The organism is Sphingomonas sp. (genome assembly GCF_025353885.1).
In the GTDB taxonomy this organism is placed as follows: domain Bacteria; phylum Pseudomonadota; class Alphaproteobacteria; order Sphingomonadales; family Sphingomonadaceae; genus Sphingomonas_O.
This window is the reverse complement of sequence record NZ_JANXNX010000062.1, coordinates 68,031-86,686: the sequence shown is the minus strand read 5'-3', so window position 1 is coordinate 86,686 and position 18,656 is coordinate 68,031. Positions and strand designations below refer to the sequence as shown.

22 protein-coding genes and 1 riboswitch are annotated in these 18,656 nt (G+C 63.4%); of the genes, 10 read left to right on the top strand and 12 right to left on the bottom strand.

The features are described 5' to 3' along the window. Nucleotides 1-148: 148 nt before the first annotated feature. Genes Q0R02_RS06980 through Q0R02_RS06970 form a run of 3 tightly spaced genes read left to right on the top strand, consistent with a single transcriptional unit; the run spans nt 149 to nt 4,235 of the window. Complete coding sequence (locus Q0R02_RS06980) at nt 149-1,660, top strand: hypothetical protein (protein WP_293881914.1); 1,512 nt, start codon at nt 149-151, stop codon at nt 1,658-1,660. Beyond that, nucleotides 1,657-3,222, top strand: coding sequence for a hypothetical protein (locus tag Q0R02_RS06975; protein WP_293881913.1), 1,566 nt, complete (start codon nt 1,657-1,659; stop codon nt 3,220-3,222). The genes Q0R02_RS06980 and Q0R02_RS06975 overlap by 4 nt, the downstream gene beginning before the upstream one ends. Further along, entirely contained in the window at nt 3,219-4,235 is a 1,017-nt protein-coding gene (locus tag Q0R02_RS06970) for a glycosyltransferase family 2 protein (protein WP_293881911.1), read from the top strand. Before Q0R02_RS06975 ends, Q0R02_RS06970 begins: the two co-directional genes overlap by 4 nt. Here Q0R02_RS06970 and Q0R02_RS06965 read toward each other — a convergent pair. Both Q0R02_RS06965 and Q0R02_RS06960 read right to left on the bottom strand, forming a co-directional pair. Further along, the gene (locus tag Q0R02_RS06965; protein WP_293881910.1) at nt 4,169-4,897 is read right to left on the bottom strand and encodes a class I SAM-dependent methyltransferase; all 729 of its coding nucleotides are present in this window, start codon (nt 4,895-4,897) and stop codon (nt 4,169-4,171) included. The genes Q0R02_RS06970 and Q0R02_RS06965 overlap by 67 nt on opposite strands. Next, nucleotides 4,897-5,313, bottom strand: coding sequence for a GtrA family protein (locus Q0R02_RS06960; RefSeq protein WP_293881909.1), 417 nt, complete (start codon nt 5,311-5,313; stop codon nt 4,897-4,899). Before Q0R02_RS06960 ends, Q0R02_RS06965 begins: the two co-directional genes overlap by 1 nt. Nucleotides 5,314-5,391: 78 nt before the next feature. Here Q0R02_RS06960 and Q0R02_RS06955 point away from each other — a divergent pair, with 78 nt between their 5' ends. Beyond that, a complete protein-coding gene (locus Q0R02_RS06955) occupies nt 5,392-7,203 on the top strand; it encodes an AcrB/AcrD/AcrF family protein (RefSeq protein ID WP_293881908.1) in 1,812 nt (603 codons plus the stop codon). Here Q0R02_RS06955 and Q0R02_RS06950 read toward each other — a convergent pair. From Q0R02_RS06950 to Q0R02_RS06930, 5 genes are read right to left on the bottom strand one after another with little or no spacing between them, the layout of a single operon-like run. Beyond that, nucleotides 7,200-7,826, bottom strand: coding sequence for a MarC family protein (locus Q0R02_RS06950; protein ID WP_293881907.1), 627 nt, complete (start codon nt 7,824-7,826; stop codon nt 7,200-7,202). The two genes, Q0R02_RS06955 and Q0R02_RS06950, sit on opposite strands and share 4 nt — an antisense overlap. Continuing rightward, entirely contained in the window at nt 7,823-8,683 is an 861-nt protein-coding gene (folD, locus tag Q0R02_RS06945) for a bifunctional methylenetetrahydrofolate dehydrogenase/methenyltetrahydrofolate cyclohydrolase FolD (protein ID WP_293881906.1), read from the bottom strand. The genes Q0R02_RS06950 and folD overlap by 4 nt, the downstream gene beginning before the upstream one ends. Before the next feature lie 17 nt (nt 8,684-8,700). Then, on the bottom strand, nt 8,701-8,994 hold the full coding sequence (locus Q0R02_RS06940; RefSeq protein WP_293881905.1) for a YggT family protein: 294 nt from the start codon (nt 8,992-8,994) through the stop codon (nt 8,701-8,703). Nucleotides 8,995-9,053: 59 nt separating this feature from the next. After that, nucleotides 9,054-9,956, bottom strand: a complete 903-nt coding sequence (argB, locus tag Q0R02_RS06935; protein ID WP_293881904.1) for an acetylglutamate kinase — start codon at nt 9,954-9,956, stop codon at nt 9,054-9,056. Then, nucleotides 9,953-10,597, bottom strand: coding sequence for a queuosine precursor transporter (locus tag Q0R02_RS06930; protein WP_293881926.1), 645 nt, complete (start codon nt 10,595-10,597; stop codon nt 9,953-9,955). The genes argB and Q0R02_RS06930 overlap by 4 nt, the downstream gene beginning before the upstream one ends. Before the next feature lie 130 nt (nt 10,598-10,727). On the opposite strand from Q0R02_RS06930, the gene Q0R02_RS06925 reads away from it, so the two are divergent. Further along, nucleotides 10,728-11,969, top strand: coding sequence for a NupC/NupG family nucleoside CNT transporter (locus Q0R02_RS06925; protein ID WP_293881903.1), 1,242 nt, complete (start codon nt 10,728-10,730; stop codon nt 11,967-11,969). Here Q0R02_RS06925 and Q0R02_RS06920 read toward each other — a convergent pair. Further along, nucleotides 11,966-12,835 (bottom strand): 3-hydroxyacyl-CoA dehydrogenase NAD-binding domain-containing protein, encoded by an 870-nt coding sequence (locus Q0R02_RS06920; RefSeq protein WP_293881902.1) that lies wholly within the window; start codon nt 12,833-12,835, stop codon nt 11,966-11,968. The genes Q0R02_RS06925 and Q0R02_RS06920 overlap by 4 nt on opposite strands. A gap of 141 nt (nt 12,836-12,976) precedes the next feature. Here Q0R02_RS06920 and Q0R02_RS06915 point away from each other — a divergent pair, with 141 nt between their 5' ends. The 5 genes from Q0R02_RS06915 (at nt 12,977) to Q0R02_RS06895 (ending at nt 14,553) form a co-directional block, all read left to right on the top strand. Next, nucleotides 12,977-13,300, top strand: a complete 324-nt coding sequence (locus Q0R02_RS06915; RefSeq protein ID WP_293881901.1) for a PilZ domain-containing protein — start codon at nt 12,977-12,979, stop codon at nt 13,298-13,300. A gap of 37 nt (nt 13,301-13,337) precedes the next feature. Further along, nucleotides 13,338-13,463 (top strand): hypothetical protein, encoded by a 126-nt coding sequence (locus Q0R02_RS06910; RefSeq protein WP_293881900.1) that lies wholly within the window; start codon nt 13,338-13,340, stop codon nt 13,461-13,463. Nucleotides 13,464-13,595: 132 nt separating this feature from the next. Beyond that, entirely contained in the window at nt 13,596-14,042 is a 447-nt protein-coding gene (locus Q0R02_RS06905; protein ID WP_293881899.1) for a pyridoxamine 5'-phosphate oxidase family protein, read from the top strand. Between the two features lie 3 nt (nt 14,043-14,045). Beyond that, on the top strand, nt 14,046-14,276 hold the full coding sequence (locus Q0R02_RS13800; protein WP_367271439.1) for a type II toxin-antitoxin system Phd/YefM family antitoxin: 231 nt from the start codon (nt 14,046-14,048) through the stop codon (nt 14,274-14,276). A gap of 10 nt (nt 14,277-14,286) precedes the next feature. Then, nucleotides 14,287-14,553: a Txe/YoeB family addiction module toxin gene (locus Q0R02_RS06895; RefSeq protein WP_293881898.1), complete on the top strand. Its 267-nt coding sequence runs from the start codon at nt 14,287-14,289 to the stop codon at nt 14,551-14,553. 34 nt (nt 14,554-14,587) lie between these two features. Here the strand turns inward: Q0R02_RS06895 and thiC are convergent, their stop codons facing one another. The 4 genes from thiC to Q0R02_RS06875 all read right to left on the bottom strand — a co-directional run bounded on the left by thiC (nt 14,588) and on the right by Q0R02_RS06875 (nt 18,654). Next, the gene (gene thiC / locus Q0R02_RS06890) at nt 14,588-16,459 is read right to left on the bottom strand and encodes a phosphomethylpyrimidine synthase ThiC (protein WP_293881897.1); all 1,872 of its coding nucleotides are present in this window, start codon (nt 16,457-16,459) and stop codon (nt 14,588-14,590) included. 32 nt (nt 16,460-16,491) lie between these two features. After that, a riboswitch (TPP riboswitch) is annotated at nt 16,492-16,599 on the bottom strand. Between the two features lie 19 nt (nt 16,600-16,618). Next, complete coding sequence (locus Q0R02_RS06885) at nt 16,619-17,452, bottom strand: MipA/OmpV family protein (RefSeq protein WP_293881896.1); 834 nt, start codon at nt 17,450-17,452, stop codon at nt 16,619-16,621. 76 nt (nt 17,453-17,528) lie between these two features. Beyond that, on the bottom strand, nt 17,529-17,942 hold the full coding sequence (locus tag Q0R02_RS06880) for a DUF2141 domain-containing protein (RefSeq protein ID WP_293881924.1): 414 nt from the start codon (nt 17,940-17,942) through the stop codon (nt 17,529-17,531). Next, nucleotides 17,887-18,654: a sterol desaturase family protein gene (locus tag Q0R02_RS06875; RefSeq protein WP_293881895.1), complete on the bottom strand. Its 768-nt coding sequence runs from the start codon at nt 18,652-18,654 to the stop codon at nt 17,887-17,889. The genes Q0R02_RS06880 and Q0R02_RS06875 overlap by 56 nt, the downstream gene beginning before the upstream one ends. Nucleotides 18,655-18,656 lie beyond the last annotated feature (2 nt).

Here is an 18,656-nt window from a genome sequence, read left to right as displayed (position 1 = left end):
GGCCCCGGCCTGCGCCGGGGTGACGGATGCTCTGCAAACTTGTGCCGGGATGGACTGATGAGGGGCCGTGCATCCCCATTTCCACCCTATTCAGCCGATCAATTAAAACATGGTTCAATCTCTTGTCATCACCCTCTAAGGCTTGGTGATGGGGCAGGGCGATTTGCAGTGGTGGGAACGGCGTTCGACCGTCGTGGTGCTGGCACTGGCGGCGGTCATCCCGCTGCTGTGGCCGACCATCCCGCCGCTGATGGACTTGCCGGGACACATGGGGCGATACCGCGTCCAGCTCGATGGCGACGGCTCGGTATTGCGCCAGTTCTATGATTTTCACTGGGCACTGGTCGGCAACCTCGGCGTCGATCTGCTGATCGTGCCGATGGCGTGGCTGTTCGGGCTGGAACTGGGTGTGAAGCTGATTGTCATGGCGATCCCTGTGCTGACCGTGGTCGGCATGTTGTCGATCGCGCGCGAGGTTCACGGCCGCATCCCGCCGACTGCGCTGTTTGCACTGCCCCTGGCCTACAGCGTTCCGTTCCTGTTCGGGTTCGTCAATTTCGCGCTATCGACCGCCCTTGCCCTGCTGGCCTTTGCGCTTTGGCTGCGGCTCGCGCGGATTGGTCATCTCATGCTGCGGGCCGTCATCTTCGTGCCGATCTCGTTCGCGATCTGGATTACGCATACCTACGGCCTGGGGCTGCTGGGTGTGCTGGCCTTTTCGGCCGAACTGGTTCGTCATCGTGACCGGGGCGAAGGCTGGGTCGACGTCATGGTCAAGGCGACCGTTGGCTGTCTTGGCTTGGCCGGACCCTTTGCCCTGATGCTCGTGTCGGGCAACTCGGCGGGTGCGGGTGGCACTGGCGACTGGTTCAACTGGTCGGCCAAACTCGAAGCCGTCACCGTCGTCCTGCGCGATCGCTGGCCTGTTTATGATCTGCTCTCGCGCCTATTCCTGGCAGGCGTGTTGCTGTTCGCGGTTTGCAACGCGCGGCTTGGCTTTGAACGGCTGCTGGCGGTCGGCGCGGTCGTGCTGCTGGTGGCCTGTACCGCGCTGCCCCGCGTGACCATGGGTGGATCGTTCACCGAATTGCGGCTGGTTCCCTTCATGCTGGCGGCGGCCATCCTCGCCATCGCGCCGACGCCGGCCGCGACACCGCGCTTCCTCAACATAATTGCAGTGGTTGGCCTGGCTTTTTTCGCAACCAGGATTGCTGGAAATACGGTCAGCCTCGCGATCGCGGCGCAGCGTCAGGAACAGGCGCTGGCGGCCCTCGATCACCTGCCGGTCGGGTCGCGGATGATTTCGTTCACGCGTCACTCCTGGGGCAATCGCCTCGAGCATCTGGCGGGTATGGCGATCGTGCGACGTCGCGCATTTTCCAACGACCAGTGGAATGCGACGGGGCTAAATCTGATGTCGGTCGTCAAGGCCGATGCCCCGCAATTCGTGTCCGATCCCTCGCAGACCGTGACTGCCACCAAGATCGACGAAGGCAATTCGCTGATCCCGATCGACATGGCGCTGGCCCGCTTTCCCCGCCAGGCTTTCGACTATGTGTGGCTGATCGATCCTCCGGCCTATGACGTGCGGCTGACGGCTGGCATGACCCCGGTCTGGCGGGCCGGGAACGATGTGCTGTTCAGGATCGATCGGAAGTGACCGCGCCGAGCCATGCGCCTGTGCGGCAAAGCGACTTGAATTGGTGGGAGCGGCGCGCGACGGTCATCATGCTAGCGCTGATTGCCACGATCCCATTGTTTTGGCCGACGATCCCGCCGCTGGTCGACCTGCCCGGGCATATGGGGCGCTACCGGGTTCAGCTTGACGGCGACGGGTCGGCCATCCGGCATTTTTATAATTTCCACTGGGCGCTGATCGGCAACCTGGGCGTCGACCTGCTGATCGTGCCGCTGGCAAAGCTGCTCGGCCTCGAACTCGGCGTGAAGCTGATCGTCATGGCGATCCCCGCGATGACGGTGGCGGGTCTCTTGTGGATCGCACGCGAGGTCCACGGCCGCGTCCAGCCGACCGCCCTGTTCGCGCTGCCGCTCGCTTATGGGCATCCATTCCTGTTCGGCTTCGTCAATTTTTCGCTTTCGATGGCGTTAGCGCTGCTGGCCTTCGGACTCTGGTTGCGACTGGCGCGCCTCGGGCGGCAACGGCTGCGTGCGCTGGTCTTCCTGCTGATCTCGCCGCTGATCTGGATCACGCATACCTTCGGCTGGGGAATGCTGGGCATCCTTGCCTTTTCGGCCGAACTGATCCGCCAGCACGACCGCGGGATCGGATGGTTCCGGGCGTGGTTCCATGCCGGTGTCCAGTGCCTGACGCTCGCCCCGCCGATCCTGTTGATGATCCTGTGGCGCAGCGGCCATGTCACGGGCCAGACCGGCGACTGGTTTCACTGGTCGCGGAAATGGGAGTGGTTTGAACGCACGCTGCGCGATCGCTGGGAATGGTTCGACAAGGGGTCGGTCGCGGTGCTGTGCGCGCTGTTCGTCACCGCCATCGGCAGTCGGCGACTGGAAATTTCACGCAACCTCGGCGCGACCGCGCTGTTCCTGCTGGTCGTGTTCATCGTCCTGCCCCGGATCGTCTTCGGGTCCGCCTATGCCGACATGCGGCTGACCCCCTATCTCATCGCCATCCCGATCATCGGCATCCGCCTGCGCCCCGGTGCCTCGGTTTGCCTGGCCCGGGGACTGGCGATCGCCGGGCTGTTGTTTTTCGGGGTGCGGATCGCGGCGAATACCGTCAGCTTCGCCATCGCCTCGACCGGCTATGACCGGGCGCTGGGAGCGCTCAGCTATGTTCCCGAACACGCACGGCTCGTCAGTTTCACGGGATATAAGTGCGGCAATTCCTGGTCGACGAATCGGATGGAGCATCTCGGAGCTATCGCGATCGTGCGCAAGCGTGCCTATTCGAACGATCAGTGGGACATGGCGGGCGCGCAACTGCTGACCACGAACAAGCCTGATGCGGGCTTCTTCAGGGCCGATCCATCGCAGGTGGTGGTGGCGGGCAAATGCCGCGACCGCTGGCGGCCGTTGAACTGGTCGCTGACACATCTGCCGCGCGATGCCTTCGACTATGTCTGGTTGATCGACCCGCCCGCCTTCGATCCCGCGCTGACCGGGGGCATGACCCAGATCTGGCAGGCGGGCACCGACCGTCTTTACCGAATCGATGACCATGCAATGCTACAGGCGACCCGATGACATTTCTTTCAATCGTGATTCCTTGTTTCAACGAAGAGCTTTGCCTCGACGAACTTTATCGCCGGGTCTCGGCGGTGGCGCGGGCGGCGGCGGGTGACGATCATGAGATCGTGCTGATCGACGACGGCTCGCGCGACGGCACATGGGCGACGATGACTCGCCTTGCCGCGGCCGATCCGCAGATCTTGGCGATCAACCTGTCGCGCAATCATGGCCATCAACTGGCGCTGACCGCAGGCCTCGATCTGGCGCGCGGCGACCGCATCCTGATCCTCGACGCCGATCTGCAGGACCCGCCAGAGCTGCTGCACGACATGCTTGCGGCGATGGACAGCCAGCATGCCGACGTCGTTTATGCCGTGCGTCGACAGCGTGCGGGTGAGAGCCTGGCCAAGCGCGCGTCCGCGGCAATCTTCTACCGGTTGCTCGATAAACTGACCGACACCACCATTCCCCTGGATGCGGGCGATTTCCGGTTGATGAGCAGGCGCGCGCTGGATGCGCTGCTTGCCATGCCCGAACAGGCGCGTTTTATCCGGGGAATGGTCGCGTGGATCGGGTTCCGGCAGGTGCCGTTCGCTTATGATCGCGCCGAACGTCATGCGGGCACGACGCATTACCCGTTTGCAAAAATGCTCAGCCTCGCCTTTGATGCGGTGACCGGGTTTTCGACTGCGCCGTTGCGCTTCGCCAGCCATGCGGGGCTGGCGCTGACCGGCCTGTCGTGCCTGATCCTCGCCTATATCGCGGTTGGCTGGCTGACGGGCACGGCGGTCGCGGGCTGGACCTCGCTGATGCTGGTCGTCGTCGGAATCGGCGCGGTCCAGATGTTCGTGCTTGGCATGATCGGCGAATATCTGGGCCGGCTGTACATCGAATCGAAAAAGCGCCCGCTGTATATTGTCGCCGACGTCATCGGCACCGCGCGCGACAATTCCAGCCTGGGTTATCGCGGCGACAGAATGGCGGCGAGTGAGACCCCCGGCGGCAGTGGCACTCGCCCGATCAAGTGACGTTCCATCCCGAACACCTGGCGAAATAGCGCGTTGACGGGGGCGGGCGGCATCGAATCGTCACTCCCCTCGCGTCCACGGACCCGCGCCGCGACGCGACTGGCCGCCGCCAGCGGGAACAACAGGCTGTTGAAGCTCGTCATTATCTCATGCCGCAACCCGCTCGCCGCAATCACCGCCGCCAGCGTCTTTTTGGTGTAACGCCTGAAATGATGGTTGGCGGTGTCGTGCCCCGACCACATCCACCGATATTGCGGCACCGTCAGCAGGATTTTCCCGCCCGGACGCAGCCGCCGGGCGATCCCCTGCAACGCGGCGACGTCGTCCTCGACATGTTCCAGCACGTCGAGCAAGGCGATCATGTCGTAGCGTCCGTCGGCGATCCCCGCCAATTCGGGCAGGCGCGCGTCGCCGATAACCGGGCCAAAGCGTTCGATCGCCATGGCACGCGATGCGGGGTCGATCTCGCTGCCCTCGACCGTCCCGAACTTTGCCAGCATCGCCAGATTATGCCCGGTGCCGCAGCCAATCTCCAATATTCGAGCATCAGCGGGCAGGGGGATATGGCGGGCGATCAGGTCGTGCAGGACATCACGCCGCGCGACATACCACCAGTGGACGCTGTCTTGCGCCGCCATTGCGTCATAGATCGAACGGTCCATCAGGCGAAAACCCATTTGCGATAGATGACGAAACAGATGGCCGGGGTGATGAACACCATCGCCGCGATCGGCGTCAGCCGGTCCCAGTGCAGCACGCTGGTGAACAACCACACGAAGAAACTGTTGAGAGCAAAGCTGATGCCCGACGTGACGAAAAACTTGCCGCCAACGCGCACCGATCCCCCCGCCGTTGCCTGGTCGCGAAAGCTGAAACGCCCGTGCAGGAAATAGCCAAGCGCCATCGACACCAGATAGGCCGCGACATTGGCGACGAGCGGCGGCACGGCAACCACGCGGACGAACAGCGCATAGGTCGCCACGCCCAGCAGGGTGACGATCCCGCCGGTTACCGCATAGCGCAAGATCTGCGCCAAGAGCGCGCGTTGTTTATCGTCGAGGGGCAGGGCTTTGATCATCGGTGTTCGCTTGGCACATTGAAAGCGGTCCTTTAGGACGCAGCCGTGACAAGGGCCAGCCGTGATAAAAGTGAAGTGATGCGCGACACCATCGATGCCGGCCTGCCCGATGATCCCGGTCGGCCGCGCCCTTTTGACCGTTGGGGGTTCGACCATTGGGTGCGCTGGCAGACGCTGATATGGGTTGCCGCCGCGGTGTTCCTGGTGGTGAACCGGTGGGCCGCAATCACCTGGTACAGCCTGCCTGATACTGACGACAACATGCGGATGGCACAGGTCCATGCGCTGCTGAACGGACAGGGCTGGTACGATTTGCGTCAGTACAAGCTGAACCCGCCCGCCGGCTTCGACATTCACTGGAGCCGCCTCGTCGACCTCCCGCTTGCGGCCATCGAGCTGGTTGTCCGTCCGTTTGCGGGCCAGGGGCTGGCGGAAAGAACGGCGGCGGCAATCGCGCCGATGCTGCCGCTCTGGGTGGCGATGGTGGCGATGGGGCTTGCCGTCCGGCGGCTGGTCGCGCCGGGATCGTTCGCCATCGGGGCGCTCTTGATCCTGTGTTGCCAGACCGCGATGCTGATGTTTTCGCCGTTGCGGGTCGATCACCACGGCTGGCAGCTGGCTTTGCTGGTGCTGACGATCGCGGGCCTTGCCGACCGCGATACGTTGCGGGGCGGGCTGACGATGGGCCTGTCGAGCGCGGCGTCGCTCACTATCGGTCTGGAACTGATGCCGTTTCTGGTCATCGCAGGCGGCGCCATCGTGCTGCGGTGGGTCTGGGACCGCGCGGAGGCCACCCGGCTGCGCGGCTATGCATTGGCGCTGGGCGGCGGTTGCGCGCTCGGCTATGCCGGGTTCACGTCCTATGCCTCCAGCGTCGCGCGGTGCGATGTCCTGTCGCCGGTCTGGTTGTCCACGATGGTTGCGGCGGGCGTGCTTGCCTTTACGCTGTCATATCTGACGGTCACGGACGCGCGGATCCGGCTGGCGAGCGTTGCGATCGGCGGCATCGCGCTGGCGGCGTTGTTCGCGCTCACCTGGCCGCAATGCCTCGGTCGTCCGGAACAGATTTCGCCCGAACTGGCGACCAAATGGTTCGACAACATCCGCGAGGCCAAGCCGCTTTACACCCAGCCTTGGACGGTCTTCGCAGCCGTCGTCGCGCTGCCCGTCGTCGGCGTCCTCGGCAGCATCTGGGCGGCGTGGCAAGCCCGCGCGCACGGTCGCTTCGGCGCATGGGCACCCGTGGCGCTGGTGGCGATGGTCTCGTTGCTGCTGGTCCTGTGGCAAACCCGGCAGGGACCGGCGGCACAGCTGATGGCGGTGCCCGGCGCGACCGCCCTCGCCTGGCATTTCGTGCCACGGCTGCGGAACCGGGCATCGCTGCTGGTGCGGACGATTGGCATCATCGCCGTCCTTGGGCTGGGTGCAAGCCTTGCCATGCCGAATCTGCTTGCGGAATTGCCGTCGAAACCCGTTTCACCGCGCAGCAAGGCGATCGGTCGTGCCAATGCGCGCTGTACGACGCTGCCCGCGATGGCACCGTTCACGAAAATGCCCGTGACGACGATCTTCACCTTCGTCGACCTCGGTCCGCGCCTGATCAATGTCACCCCCCAAAGGGCGGTGGCGGGGCCATATCACCGTAATGGTGAGGCGATCCTCGACGTGCACCATGCGTTCGATGGCGCGCCCGAGGCCGCACAGGCGATCATGCGGAAGCACGGCGCGACCCTGCTGTTGACCTGCCCCAACATGAGCGAATCGACGATCTATCGCGCGCGGTCGCCAAACGGGTTTTATTCGCGGCTGGCACAGGGCGAACGGTTCGTATGGCTTGAACCCATGCCCTTGCCAAATGGCTCACCGCTGATGCTGTGGCGAATCCGCTAAATCCGGAAACTCGCCTTGATCCCGTCAATCACGAATTGCGTCGCCAGCGCCGCCAGAATGACGCCCAGCACGCGTGTGATCATCGCCTCCAGCCGGGTCCCGAGCAGTTTCATCAGCGGCCCTGCCAGCAAGAGCGAGATCAGCGTGATGATTAGGATAGCGGTCATCGCGGCCAGCACGACGCCACGGTCATACCAGTTTTCAACCCGCGAACAGAGCAGCATGGCGCTGGCGATCGACCCCGGTCCTGCGATCATGGGGATGCCCATTGGAAAGATCGAGATGTCGTCATGTTCGACCGGCGAGGATTTGACGTCCTGAACGCGGCTCTCGCGACGTTCGGTGCGTTTTTCGAAGACCATTTCGAGCGCGATCAGGAACAGCATGATCCCGCCTGCAACCTTGAACGCCTCCAGGCTGACGCCCATCGATCTCAGGAACGGCTTGCCGCCCAGCGCAAAGGCAAACAGGATGCAACTGGCGACCATGACCGACCGGATCGCCATGTTGCGGCGGTGTTGCGCGGGGGCGCCCGCGGTCAGGCTGGCAAAGATCGGCGCGCAGCCGGGCGGGTCGATGACGACGAAAAACGTGACGAACGCGGAGATGAAAAGCGCGATCACCGTTCGTGGCGCCGGATCGATCTGCGCTGCGCCGAAGTCAGCGTATTCTTTAACAGGCAGGCAATCGTCATCGGACCGACCCCACCCGGAACCGGCGTGATCGCGCCCGCCACCGCCTCGGCTTCGGCAAAGGCGACGTCGCCAACCAGCCGGGTCTTGCCCGCGCCCGCATCCACGCGGTTGATCCCGACGTCGATGACCGTCGCGCCGGGCTTGATCCAGTCGCCGCGCACCATTTCCGGGCGCCCGACGGCCGCGATAACGATGTCTGCGCGCCGCACCACTTCGGGCAGGTTCTTCGTGCGCGAATGGGCAATCGTCACCGTGCAGCTTTCGCCGAGCAACAGCGCCGCCATCGGCTTGCCGACAATATTCGACCGACCGATCACCACCGCTTCAAGCCCCGTCAGGTCGCCCAGAGTCGCCTTCAGCATCATCATCGAACCGAGTGGTGTGCAGGGCACGAACCCCTCCAGCCCCGTTGCCAGCCGCCCGGCGCTGTCGGGCGTGAACCCGTCGACATCCTTGTCGGGATCGATCGCGGCGATGATCGCATCGGCGTCGATATGGTCGGGCACGGGCAACTGGACGAGGATACCGTCGACCGCAGGGTCGGCGTTCAGGGTTTCGACCAAAGCCAGCAAGTCTGCCTGCGATGTGTCGGCGGGCAGGTCATGCTGGAAACTGGCCATGCCCGCCTCGCGCGTGGCCTTACCCTTCGCCCGGACATAGACCGCGCTCGCCGGATCGCTGCCGACCAGGACAACGGCAAGTCCCGGCACGCGCGACAACAATGCTACGTCCCTGGCGACTTCGGCGCGCAATTCTGCAGCGAAGGCCTTGCCGTCGATGATCATGTCAGATCGATGTCACGTCAGGCAGCCGATGCAAGCAGGTTCGGCAGGACCACCGTCTGCAGGATATAAAGCACCAGCAACACGACCAGCGGCGACAGGTCCAGCGCGCCGAAGTCGGGCAGGATCTTGCGGATCGGACGATAAAGCGGCTCGGTGATTTTATCGAGTGCCTGCCACACCGACCGCACGAAATCATTGTGCGTGTTGATAACGTTGAACGCGATGAGCCATGACATCACGGCCTGGATGACGATGATCCACCAGACGATGCTTAGCAAAATGTAAAGTATCTGGACGATCGACAACAGCATGACGGTTCCTAAATTAGCTTAAGGCCCGCCTTAGCGACCTCGGACCGCAGCGGCAACGATCAGCCTGCGCGCACCAGTGTCCCCGCACCCTTGGCCGTAAAGATTTCGACCAGCATCGCATGGGGGACGCGCCCGTCGAGGATGACCGCCGCCTCAACCCCGCCATTGACGGCATTGACGCAGGTTTCCAGCTTCGGGATCATCCCGCCAGTGACCGTGCCGTCGGCGCGCAGTCCTTCGATCTGGGTGGGCGTCAGGTCGGTCAGCAATTCGCCGTCCTTGTCCAGCACCCCCGCCACGTCGGTCAGCAGGAACAGTCGCGTCGCGCCCAGCGCAGCCGCGATCGCGCCCGCCATCGTGTCCGCGTTGATGTTATAGGTCGTGCCATCCTCGCCCGCGGCAATCGGGGCGATGACGGGAATTACCCCCGCTGCCGACAGCGTGTCCAGGATCGCACGATCGACCGCCACGGGATCGCCGACGAAGCCAAGGTCGACGTGGCGTTCGATTCCGCGCGTCGTGTCCGCCGACCGTGCCCCGACTTTTTCAGCCCTGACCAGCCCGGCATCCTTGCCCGACAGACCCACCGCGCGGCCCCCGGCGCGGGTGATCCAGCCGACGATTTCCTTGTTGATCGCGCCCGACAGGACCATTTCGGCAATGCTCGCCGTTTCGGCGTCGGTGACCCGCAGCCCGTTTACAAAAGAGCTTTCGACACCGAGTTTCTTCAGCATCGCACCGATCTGCGGCCCGCCGCCGTGGATGACGACCGGGTTGATGCCGACCGCCTTCAGCAGCACGATGTCGGCGGCAAACCCCTTGGCCGCGTCGGGGTCACCCATCGCATGCCCCCCGTATTTGACGACAAAAATCTGCCCGGCGTAGCGCTGCATATAGGGCAGCGCCTCGGTCAGCGTTTCGGCCTTGGCGAGCAGGCTCTGGTCGGGATCGTGACGGCTCATTGGGAAACTCCACGGTCGAGCCGGCGGCCAATCGCCACGAACCCGGTGATAAGAAACGGCACCAGCACGATCGACAGCACGACCTTGGTCAGCATCTGCCCCTCCATCAGGGCCAGGATCGGGCGTTCGCCGTAAAATGAAATCGTGATAAACAACACCGTATCGACAATCTGCGACACGATGCTGGCGATCATCCCGCGCAACCACACCAGCCTGCCGGTGTTGCTGCGCAACCGGTCGAAGATGTAGACGTTCAGCGTTTGCGACGTGCCATAGGAAATCAGCCCGGCAATCATCATCCGCGCACTTTGACCGACGACGATCGGAAAGGCATCGATCGCGGGCGGATACATCCCCGGATCATGGGGCAGCGCCAGCACAACCTGAATCAGCAGCGCCGACATGACCAGCGGCACGAACCCGATCCGCACCAGCGCAGTGGCGATCTTCTGGCCATGCAACTCGGCAATCGCACTCGACATGACGACCAGCAACAGAAAGGCGAAAATCCCCGCTTCGACCGCCAGCGGCCCCAGCGCGACCTGTTTCACACCCAGCACACCCGCAATACAGACCATGCCGCCGTAAAAGACCGAGAACGCGAACAGCGAGCGCGAGAGGGGGGGAGCCGGTGTATCCATCTGCGGCCTGCTATCGGGTTTGGAGACGAAGCGAAAGACCGGCAAAACCGGCTTGCCGCTGGCGGGCCAGCGTGTAACGTCGCCAGTACCATAGCGAGTACCATCGCCAGGGGCCGGAACGAAAAGCTGCATGAACAAGGTCCTGATCGGCATTGCCGGCATTGCACTTATCCTGGGGCTCGCCGTCCTGCTGTCGTCGAACCGCCGCGCCATCCGGTTGCGGATCGTCGGCGCGGCCTTTGCCCTGCAGGCCGGCATCGCGACGCTGGTGCTGTATGTGCCGTTCGGAAAATCGGTGATCGAAGGGATGGCGCGCGGCGTCACCAACCTGCTCGGCTACGCGCAGGCGGGCATCGACTTCATCTTCGGCAATCTCGCCAAGCCCGAACTGGGCGGGCACAGCTTCGCGCTCGCCGCGCTGCCGGTGATCATCTTTTTCGCAGCCGTGATCTCGATCCTCTATTACCTGCGCGTGATGCAATTCGTCGTCCGCTGGATTGGTGGGGCGATCCAGTATGTGACCAGTATCTCGAAAGTCGAATCGCTCGGGGCCGCCGCCAACATCTTCGTCGGGCAGAGCGAGGCACCGCTGGTAATCCGGCCCTATCTCGCCCAACTCACGCCCTCGCAGTTGTTTTGCATCATGACCGTAGGCATGGCGGGGGTCGCGGGCACGATCCTTGCCGCCTATGCCTCGATGCTTGGGGCCCACCTGCTACCCTTTCTTCTCGCCGCCAGTTTCATGTCAGCCCCCGGAGGCGTCCTGATGGCAAAGCTCATCATGCCCGACGATCCCGCCGACCTTGGCAAGGAACCCGATGTTGCAGGCGATATTCCCTTTGGCGAGGAACGCCCCGCCAACATCATCATGGCCGCCGCCGAAGGTGCGCAGACCGGCGTGAAACTGGCTGTCGCGGTCGGCGCGATGGTGCTGGCGTTCGTCGCGCTGGTCGCGCTGGCAAACGGTTTGCTGGGCGGTGTCGGGGCGTGGTTCGGTTATCCCGCCCTCAGCTTCCAGGCGATCATCGGCAGCCTCTTTGCCCCCGTCATGTTCCTGCTGAACGTGCCCTGGGACGAGGCGGCGCGCGCGGGCGGCCTGTTCGGGACAAAGATTGTCCTCAACGAATTCGTTGCCTTCATCGACCTTGGCGCGGCGCAGAAAACCCTGTCCGCCCACACCGTCGCCGTCGTGACTTTTGCGCTGTGCGGTTTTGCCAATTTCAGCTCGATCGCGATCCAGATGGCGGTAACCGGCGGCCTTGCCCCCAACCAGCGCCCGGCCATCGCACGGCTGGGACTGCGGGCGCTGGCGGCGGGCAGCCTCGCCAATTTGATGTCGGCCGCGCTCGCCGGGCTCCTGATCCCGGTTTAGCGCGTTGGCACTGGCTCGGGTCCGGAATAGTCATAAAAGCCGCGCCCAGTCTTGCGCCCATACCAGCCTGCCTCGACATATTTTACAAGGACCGGCGCGGGCCGGAACTTCGGATCGCCGGTCGAGGTAAACAGCACCCGGCAAATCTCCAGGCAGGTGTCCAGCCCGATGAAATCGGCCAGCGTGAATGGCCCCATCGGGTGGTTCAGCCCCAGCTTGCACGCGGTATCGATGTCCGCGATCGTGGCCACGCCCTCGCCCAGCGCGAAGCACGCCTCGTTCAGCATCGGCATCAGCACGCGGTTGACGATGAAACCCGGCGCATCGTTGGCGTGAACGATCTCCTTGCCCAGCGACCGGCCATAGGCTTCGACCCTGGCCACCGTATCGTCCGATGTCGCCAGCCCGCGGATCACTTCGATCAGGCCCATCACCGGCACCGGGTTAAAGAAATGCACGCCGATGAAGCGCCCCGCATCGGGCGCGGCCTGGCCCAATCGCGTGATCGGGATCGACGATGTGTTCGAAGCGAGGATCGCATCGGGGCCCAGTACCTTGCCGACGTCGGCAAAGATCGCGCGCTTGATCTCCTCGCGCTCGGTCGCGGCCTCGATCACGATCGAACAGGCGGCAAAGGCGGCGGTCCCCGCAACCGGCTCGATCAGCGCAACCGTCGCGTCGCGTGCCGCTGCCGTGATCTTTTCCTTTTCGACAAGCCGGGCCAGCCCCTTGGCGATCCCGGCCTTTCCCTTTTCGGCCAGCTCGATGCTCTGGTCGGACAGCAGCACATGATATCCCGCCGCCGCCGAAACCTGCGCGATGCCCCCGCCCATCTGTCCTGCGCCGATAACACCGATAGTCGCCATGCCTGCCTGTCCTTGAAAAGAGGTCCCATTCGCCATGCCCCCTGGTCCAGCGCATCGCAAGCCGTCCGCGTTAACCTTTCGGCAACCACGACGGGCGTAGTCCGGAATCGGGGACCATCCACTCGGCCAGATAGGACGGCCATGAACGTTGCCCGCGACTATCATGACCTGCGCCACGCAATTCGGTCGCCCGTCGCGATCCCGGCACAGCTTCGTGTTCCCGGCGCAGCGCGTTTCGACGTCGCGCTGCTCGACCTGTCGGCCACCGGTTTTCGTTGCGAGACATTCTACGGCCTGACCGTCGGCGAGCGCGTGTTTGTGACCATCCCGACCTTTGCCCCCTTCGAAGCGGTCATCGCGTGGCGCGATGTGTTCACCTATGGCTGCGCGTTCCACCAGTCGCTTCACGAGGCGGTGGTTAAGGTGATCGTGTCGCGCTTTGCTCCCAGCGCGGCGATGCGATAGACCGGTAACGAGCGATCAAGCCTAAGAGGACGAGACCATGGCCAAGGCCCAGAAAAAGTCGAACAAGGAAACCCGCAAACCCAAGGCCGAAAAGGTCAAGAAAAACGCGTCGAACCCCAGCACCAAGGGCGGAGCGACCGGCCTCGTCACGATCAAGAGCTGAGGCTCGGCCCCGCCGCAACCCGCAAATGGGTCAAGGGGTGCCGACTTTGAAAAACCAGGCCGGGCTTCTGGCCGGATGTGGATCATCTGGCGGCCCTCCTGCGTTCAACGCTGGCAACTCATGGAGCCGGTGATGACCGAGATGACCCAGACTAAAACTCTTTCGGATATTTCGGAAACGATGCGCGACATCGATTTCTGCATGCTCAGCACGCACACCGACACCGGCGGCATCGCCGCACGTCCGATGAGCAACAATCGGGAAGTCGATTATGACGGCGACAGCTGGTTCTTCGCACACCAATCCGCAGCCATGGTTCCTGAAATCGAAGCTGACCCCGCCGTTGGCCTCAGTTATCAGGGCAAGGCGGGGTTCATGGGCAACCGGCCCTTGTTTATCGCCGTCGACGGCACCGCCGACCTAATCCGTGACAAGGCACAGTTCGAGGCGCACTGGACCAAGGATCTCGACAAATGGTTCGAACAGGGCGTGGATACACCCGGGCTGGTGCTGATCCGGGTGCGCGCCGGCCGGATACACTATTGGGATGGCGAAGATGAGGGGACTGTGAGCGTTTAATTACTGCGAGGCAATTCTGAAGGCCGTGATGGACCGGGCCGTGCCGACCGCGCGCCAGTCGCTATCACACGCCAGCGCGGCGAGGGCGTCGTCGTCCTGTCTGCCAGCGAATGGGCATCGATCGAGGAAACGCTCTACCTGCTTTCCTCCCCCGTCAACGCAAGACGGTTGCTAACGAGCATGACTGAACTGGAAGCTGGCTCCGGCGCGGAACACGAACTGATCGAGCCTTGAGCGGCAGCCATTGAAGCTGACTTTCGCGTCCCATGCTTGGGACGATTACCTCCACTGGCAAACCGAGGATGGCAAAACCCTCGCCTGCATCAACGTACTGATCAAAGAAATCACCCACGATCCCTTTCGCGGCACCGGCAAACCCGAACCGCTCGGCGGCAATCTGTCAGGCTGGTGGTCCAGACGCATCACCCGCGAGCACCGACTGGTTTACCGGGTGACGGGGAGCGGGGTCGGACACGCGGTCGAGGTGGCCGGGTGCCGGTATCATTACTGACGAATGTCACGTCCCTTGCTCGTTCTAGCGCCCCTCACTCCACCGCCAGATACAACTCCCCGCCCTTCTCCTTAAACGTCTCGCTCATGCGCGCCATCCCGGCCTCAGCCTCCTCAACTGCAATGAACGTCTCCGCCCCCGCATTCTGCTTCGCCGCAAATTCGCGCACTTCTTGCGAAATCTTCATTGAGCAGAATTTCGGCCCGCACATCGAACAGAAATGCGCCGTCTTCGCGCCCTCTGCCGGTAATGTCTGGTCGTGATAGCTTTCCGCCGTGTCGGGATCGAGCGACAGGTTGAACTGGTCACGCCAGCGGAACTCGAAGCGGGCGCGTGACAGGGCGTCGTCGCGCATCCGGGCGGCCGGGTGCCCCTTGGCCAGATCAGCCGCATGGGCCGCCAGTTTGTAGGTCACCACGCCGACCTTCACATCGTCGCGATCGGGCAGTCCCAGATGCTCCTTTGGCGTCACATAGCAAAGCATCGCGCAGCCGAACCAGCCGATCATCGCCGCGCCGATTCCGCTCGTGATATGGTCATACCCCGGTGCGATGTCGGTGGTCAGCGGTCCCAAAGTATAGAACGGCGCTTCGCCGCAACTTTCGATCTGCTTTTCCATATTGATCTTGATCTTGTGCATCGGGACATGGCCCGGCCCCTCGATCATCACCTGGATATCGTGCTGCCACGCGATCTTGGTCAGTTGGCCCAGCGTGTAGAGTTCGGAGAATTGCGCTTCGTCATTGGCGTCGGCAATGCTGCCGGGGCGCAGGCCGTCGCCCAGGGAAAAGGCGATGTCATACGCCTTCATGATCTCGCAAATGTCCTCGAAATGGTCGTAGAGAAAGCTCTCCTTGTGGTGGAACAGGCACCATTTCGCCATGATCGAGCCGCCGCGTGAGACGATGCCGGTGACGCGTTTTGCCGCCATCGGGACATAGGCGAGGCGGACACCCGCGTGGATCGTGAAGTAATCGACGCCCTGTTCGGCCTGCTCGATCAACGTGTCGCGGAATATTTCCCAGGTCAGGTCTTCGGCGACGCCGCCGACTTTCTCCAGCGCCTGATAGATGGGCACGGTGCCGATCGGGACCGGCGAATTGCGGATGATCCATTCGCGCGTGTCGTGGATGTTGCGGCCCGTCGACAAATCCATGACGGTGTCCGCGCCCCAGCGGATCGACCAGACCAGCTTGTCGACTTCGGTGGCGACGTCGGATGCGACCGCGCTGTTGCCGATGTTGGCGTTGATCTTGACCAGGAAATTGCGCCCGATCGCAATCGGTTCGGATTCGGGGTGGTTGATGTTATTGGGAATGATTGCGCGGCCACGGGCGACTTCGCTGCGGACGAATTCGGGCGTGACGTAATCGGGGATCTCGGCACCGAAATCCTCGCCATCGCGCGCCGCCGCTTCGGCCAGTTGCGCGCGGCCCAGGTTTTCGCGGACCGCGACATATTCCATTTCGGGGGTGATGATGCCAGCCCGTGCATAGTGCATCTGGCTGACGTTCTGCCCCGCCTTTGCGCGTAAGGGGCGGCGGACGACGTTGGGGAACTGCGCGACGCCGCCGCTGCGGTCGGGGCCGGTCTGGCCGTTGTCCTCGGGCTGCAGTTCGCGGGCGTCGTACTCCTCGACATCGCCGCGCGCCATGATCCAGTCGCGGCGGTGCTGCTGCAACCCCCGGTTGATGTCGATGCGCTCGTCGGGGTCGGTATAGGGCCCGCTGGTGTCATAGACGCGCAACGGTGGCTCGCCACACCCCGGTTCCAGGTGGATCTCGCGCATCTTCACGCCCAATGGCCCGACGCTGATCTTCTTGCTGCCACGGATCGGTCCGGTGGTGACTTTTGGTTCCGCCACAGCAGGTGCGGTATCCGGTGTCGCTGTCTCGTAATCGGCCATGTGCGCTTCCTCCTCGGGCGGGGAAGGGCGCGGGTGGTCTGCCGCTCCCTCCCTACGCCAGTGTCAACTGGATCAGGTTCGGCGGGTCGCACGGATTTGCACCGCACCTCTCAGCCTTTGCGGCTCCCCGGGGAATGGCCGATGTCTAAAGCCGCTGGATCAGAAAGTATAGGCAAGACCGGCGGCATAGATCATCTGGTTGCGATCGCGCACGACCGGCGATCGGGCGAAGTCGCCGATCAGCCGTTCATAGCTGACGACGCCGAACAGCGACAATCCGCCGCGCAGATCGCCGGTCAGCGAATAATTGGCAAGGCCGTTGACCGAAAAGTCGCGGAAGCCGTCGCCCGGCGTATAGGTCGGCAATCCGCTGGCCAGCGACTGGCCGGGGGTCACGCCGAAATAGGTGCGGGCATATTTACCGCCGACATAATCTGCCGATGCGTTGATACCGACAAACGCCTTGCGGCTGATCGGTGTGCCATAGGATATCGATGGCGTGATGATGACACTCTCATGCGTGCCGGTCACGTCATAAACCGCCGACACCGTCGCATTCAGCGTGTCATAGTCGGAGGTGAAAACGCCGGTCTGGGTATAGCCGAACTGGCCACCGACTTCGATTGCCTTGTCGATCTTGCCGAGCGCCCTGATCTGGGGATCGCGGGTGCGCTTGTCGCTGGTCCGGTTGAGCGTCAGATGTGCGACAGGACCGAGTACCAGCTTGCCGCCGGTCGACGCCCGATACGGAATGATGTCGGTCGACAACGTCGTGCCTGCAAACGTGAAGCCATAGCCACCGATCGTGCCGCGTGCGGCGGCCGCCGGGATGAATGTGTTGTCGTTCGATCCCTCGTACCGGGGCACGCTGGCCGCGCCGACGCCGATAATGATCGAATCCTCGTAGACCGCCGATGGGTTCTTGCGTGCATCTTGGGCCAGCGCGGGGGTGGCAACGGCAGCGGCTGCCAACAGCAGAAAAGCGTAACGCATCGCATGATTTCCTTGGTTATTATGGTGTATTTCGGCGTCGAAACGGTTGACCCCGCAGTTTGTGTCCCTCAGCGCCCTACAGCATGTATTTGACGCGCACGGTTTCATCGACGGTGCCGCTGGTCACAGCGAAACGCGCGGCGGCGAACTTTGGTGCGCCGAAGCGGATTACCGGGTTGCACGAAAACCCGAAGCCCTCGCGTGGGATGCCCAGCACCGTGTCCAGTTTGTTGTTGCCATTCTCGTCATGGATCAGGGCGATGGCATAGCCGCCCGAAGGCAACCCGCTGAAGCGCAGCGCGCCCGCCTGTGCTGCGGGGACCGCCATCCGCCGCGCCTGCGGGTCGTCGTGGCAGTCGGGGAAATGATCGGCGCGCATCGTCAGGCAGACCAGGACCTGCCCCCGGTTCGACCGCAGCCCCGATATATCGGCGTCAATCGACCCCGGCGGCGCCGCGCCGACCAGCGCCATCCACGCGCCGCCCAGCATCGTCAAAGCTGCCAAGCCCCTTGTCGGTGCCGCAAAGCCTGTCCCAGAAACGAAAATAGAGCCCATAGTTGCACCTGTACTCGGCATGATGACGCTGATGATGGCTCGCTGTTATCAGCCAAGACCCTGACGTCCCGTGAACAAGACGCTGTGGAAATGCATCCCACCCCATATGGTTCGTTACGCCCATAACCGTCATGACCGTCAGCACAACCGCCAAAGCGCCCACGTGAATCGGTATTGCGAACACCAGTGACGGAATAACCACAGCCCCGGTCAACGCCTCCCATGGATGAAAGCTCATCGCGGCCCATGCCGTCGGGGGGCGGCTGGCGTGGTGGACCGCGTGCGCGACCCGGAATGGCCCGGGCCGATGCAGCCAGCGGTGCGTCCAGTAGAACCAGGTGTCGTGCGCAAACAGATAGGCGAACACCGAGGCCGGTATGACCCACAGCGGATAGGCGGCAACGTCGGTATAGATCAACGTCCAGCCGTGGTTCTGCCACCCCCACGCGACCACGCCTGCGGGCACGCCATAGATCGCGGCCGATGCCAGGCTCCACATGATCTCGCGCCGCATCTGGGGGCCAAGCCCGCCATACAGCCCCGGTCGCACGCGGCGCGTGACCAGCGCGAACGCCCCGCTGGCCAGCAAGTAGCGCACCCCCACGATCAGGGTCATCGCGAGTGCCGAAAGGATAATGGCCAGCATGT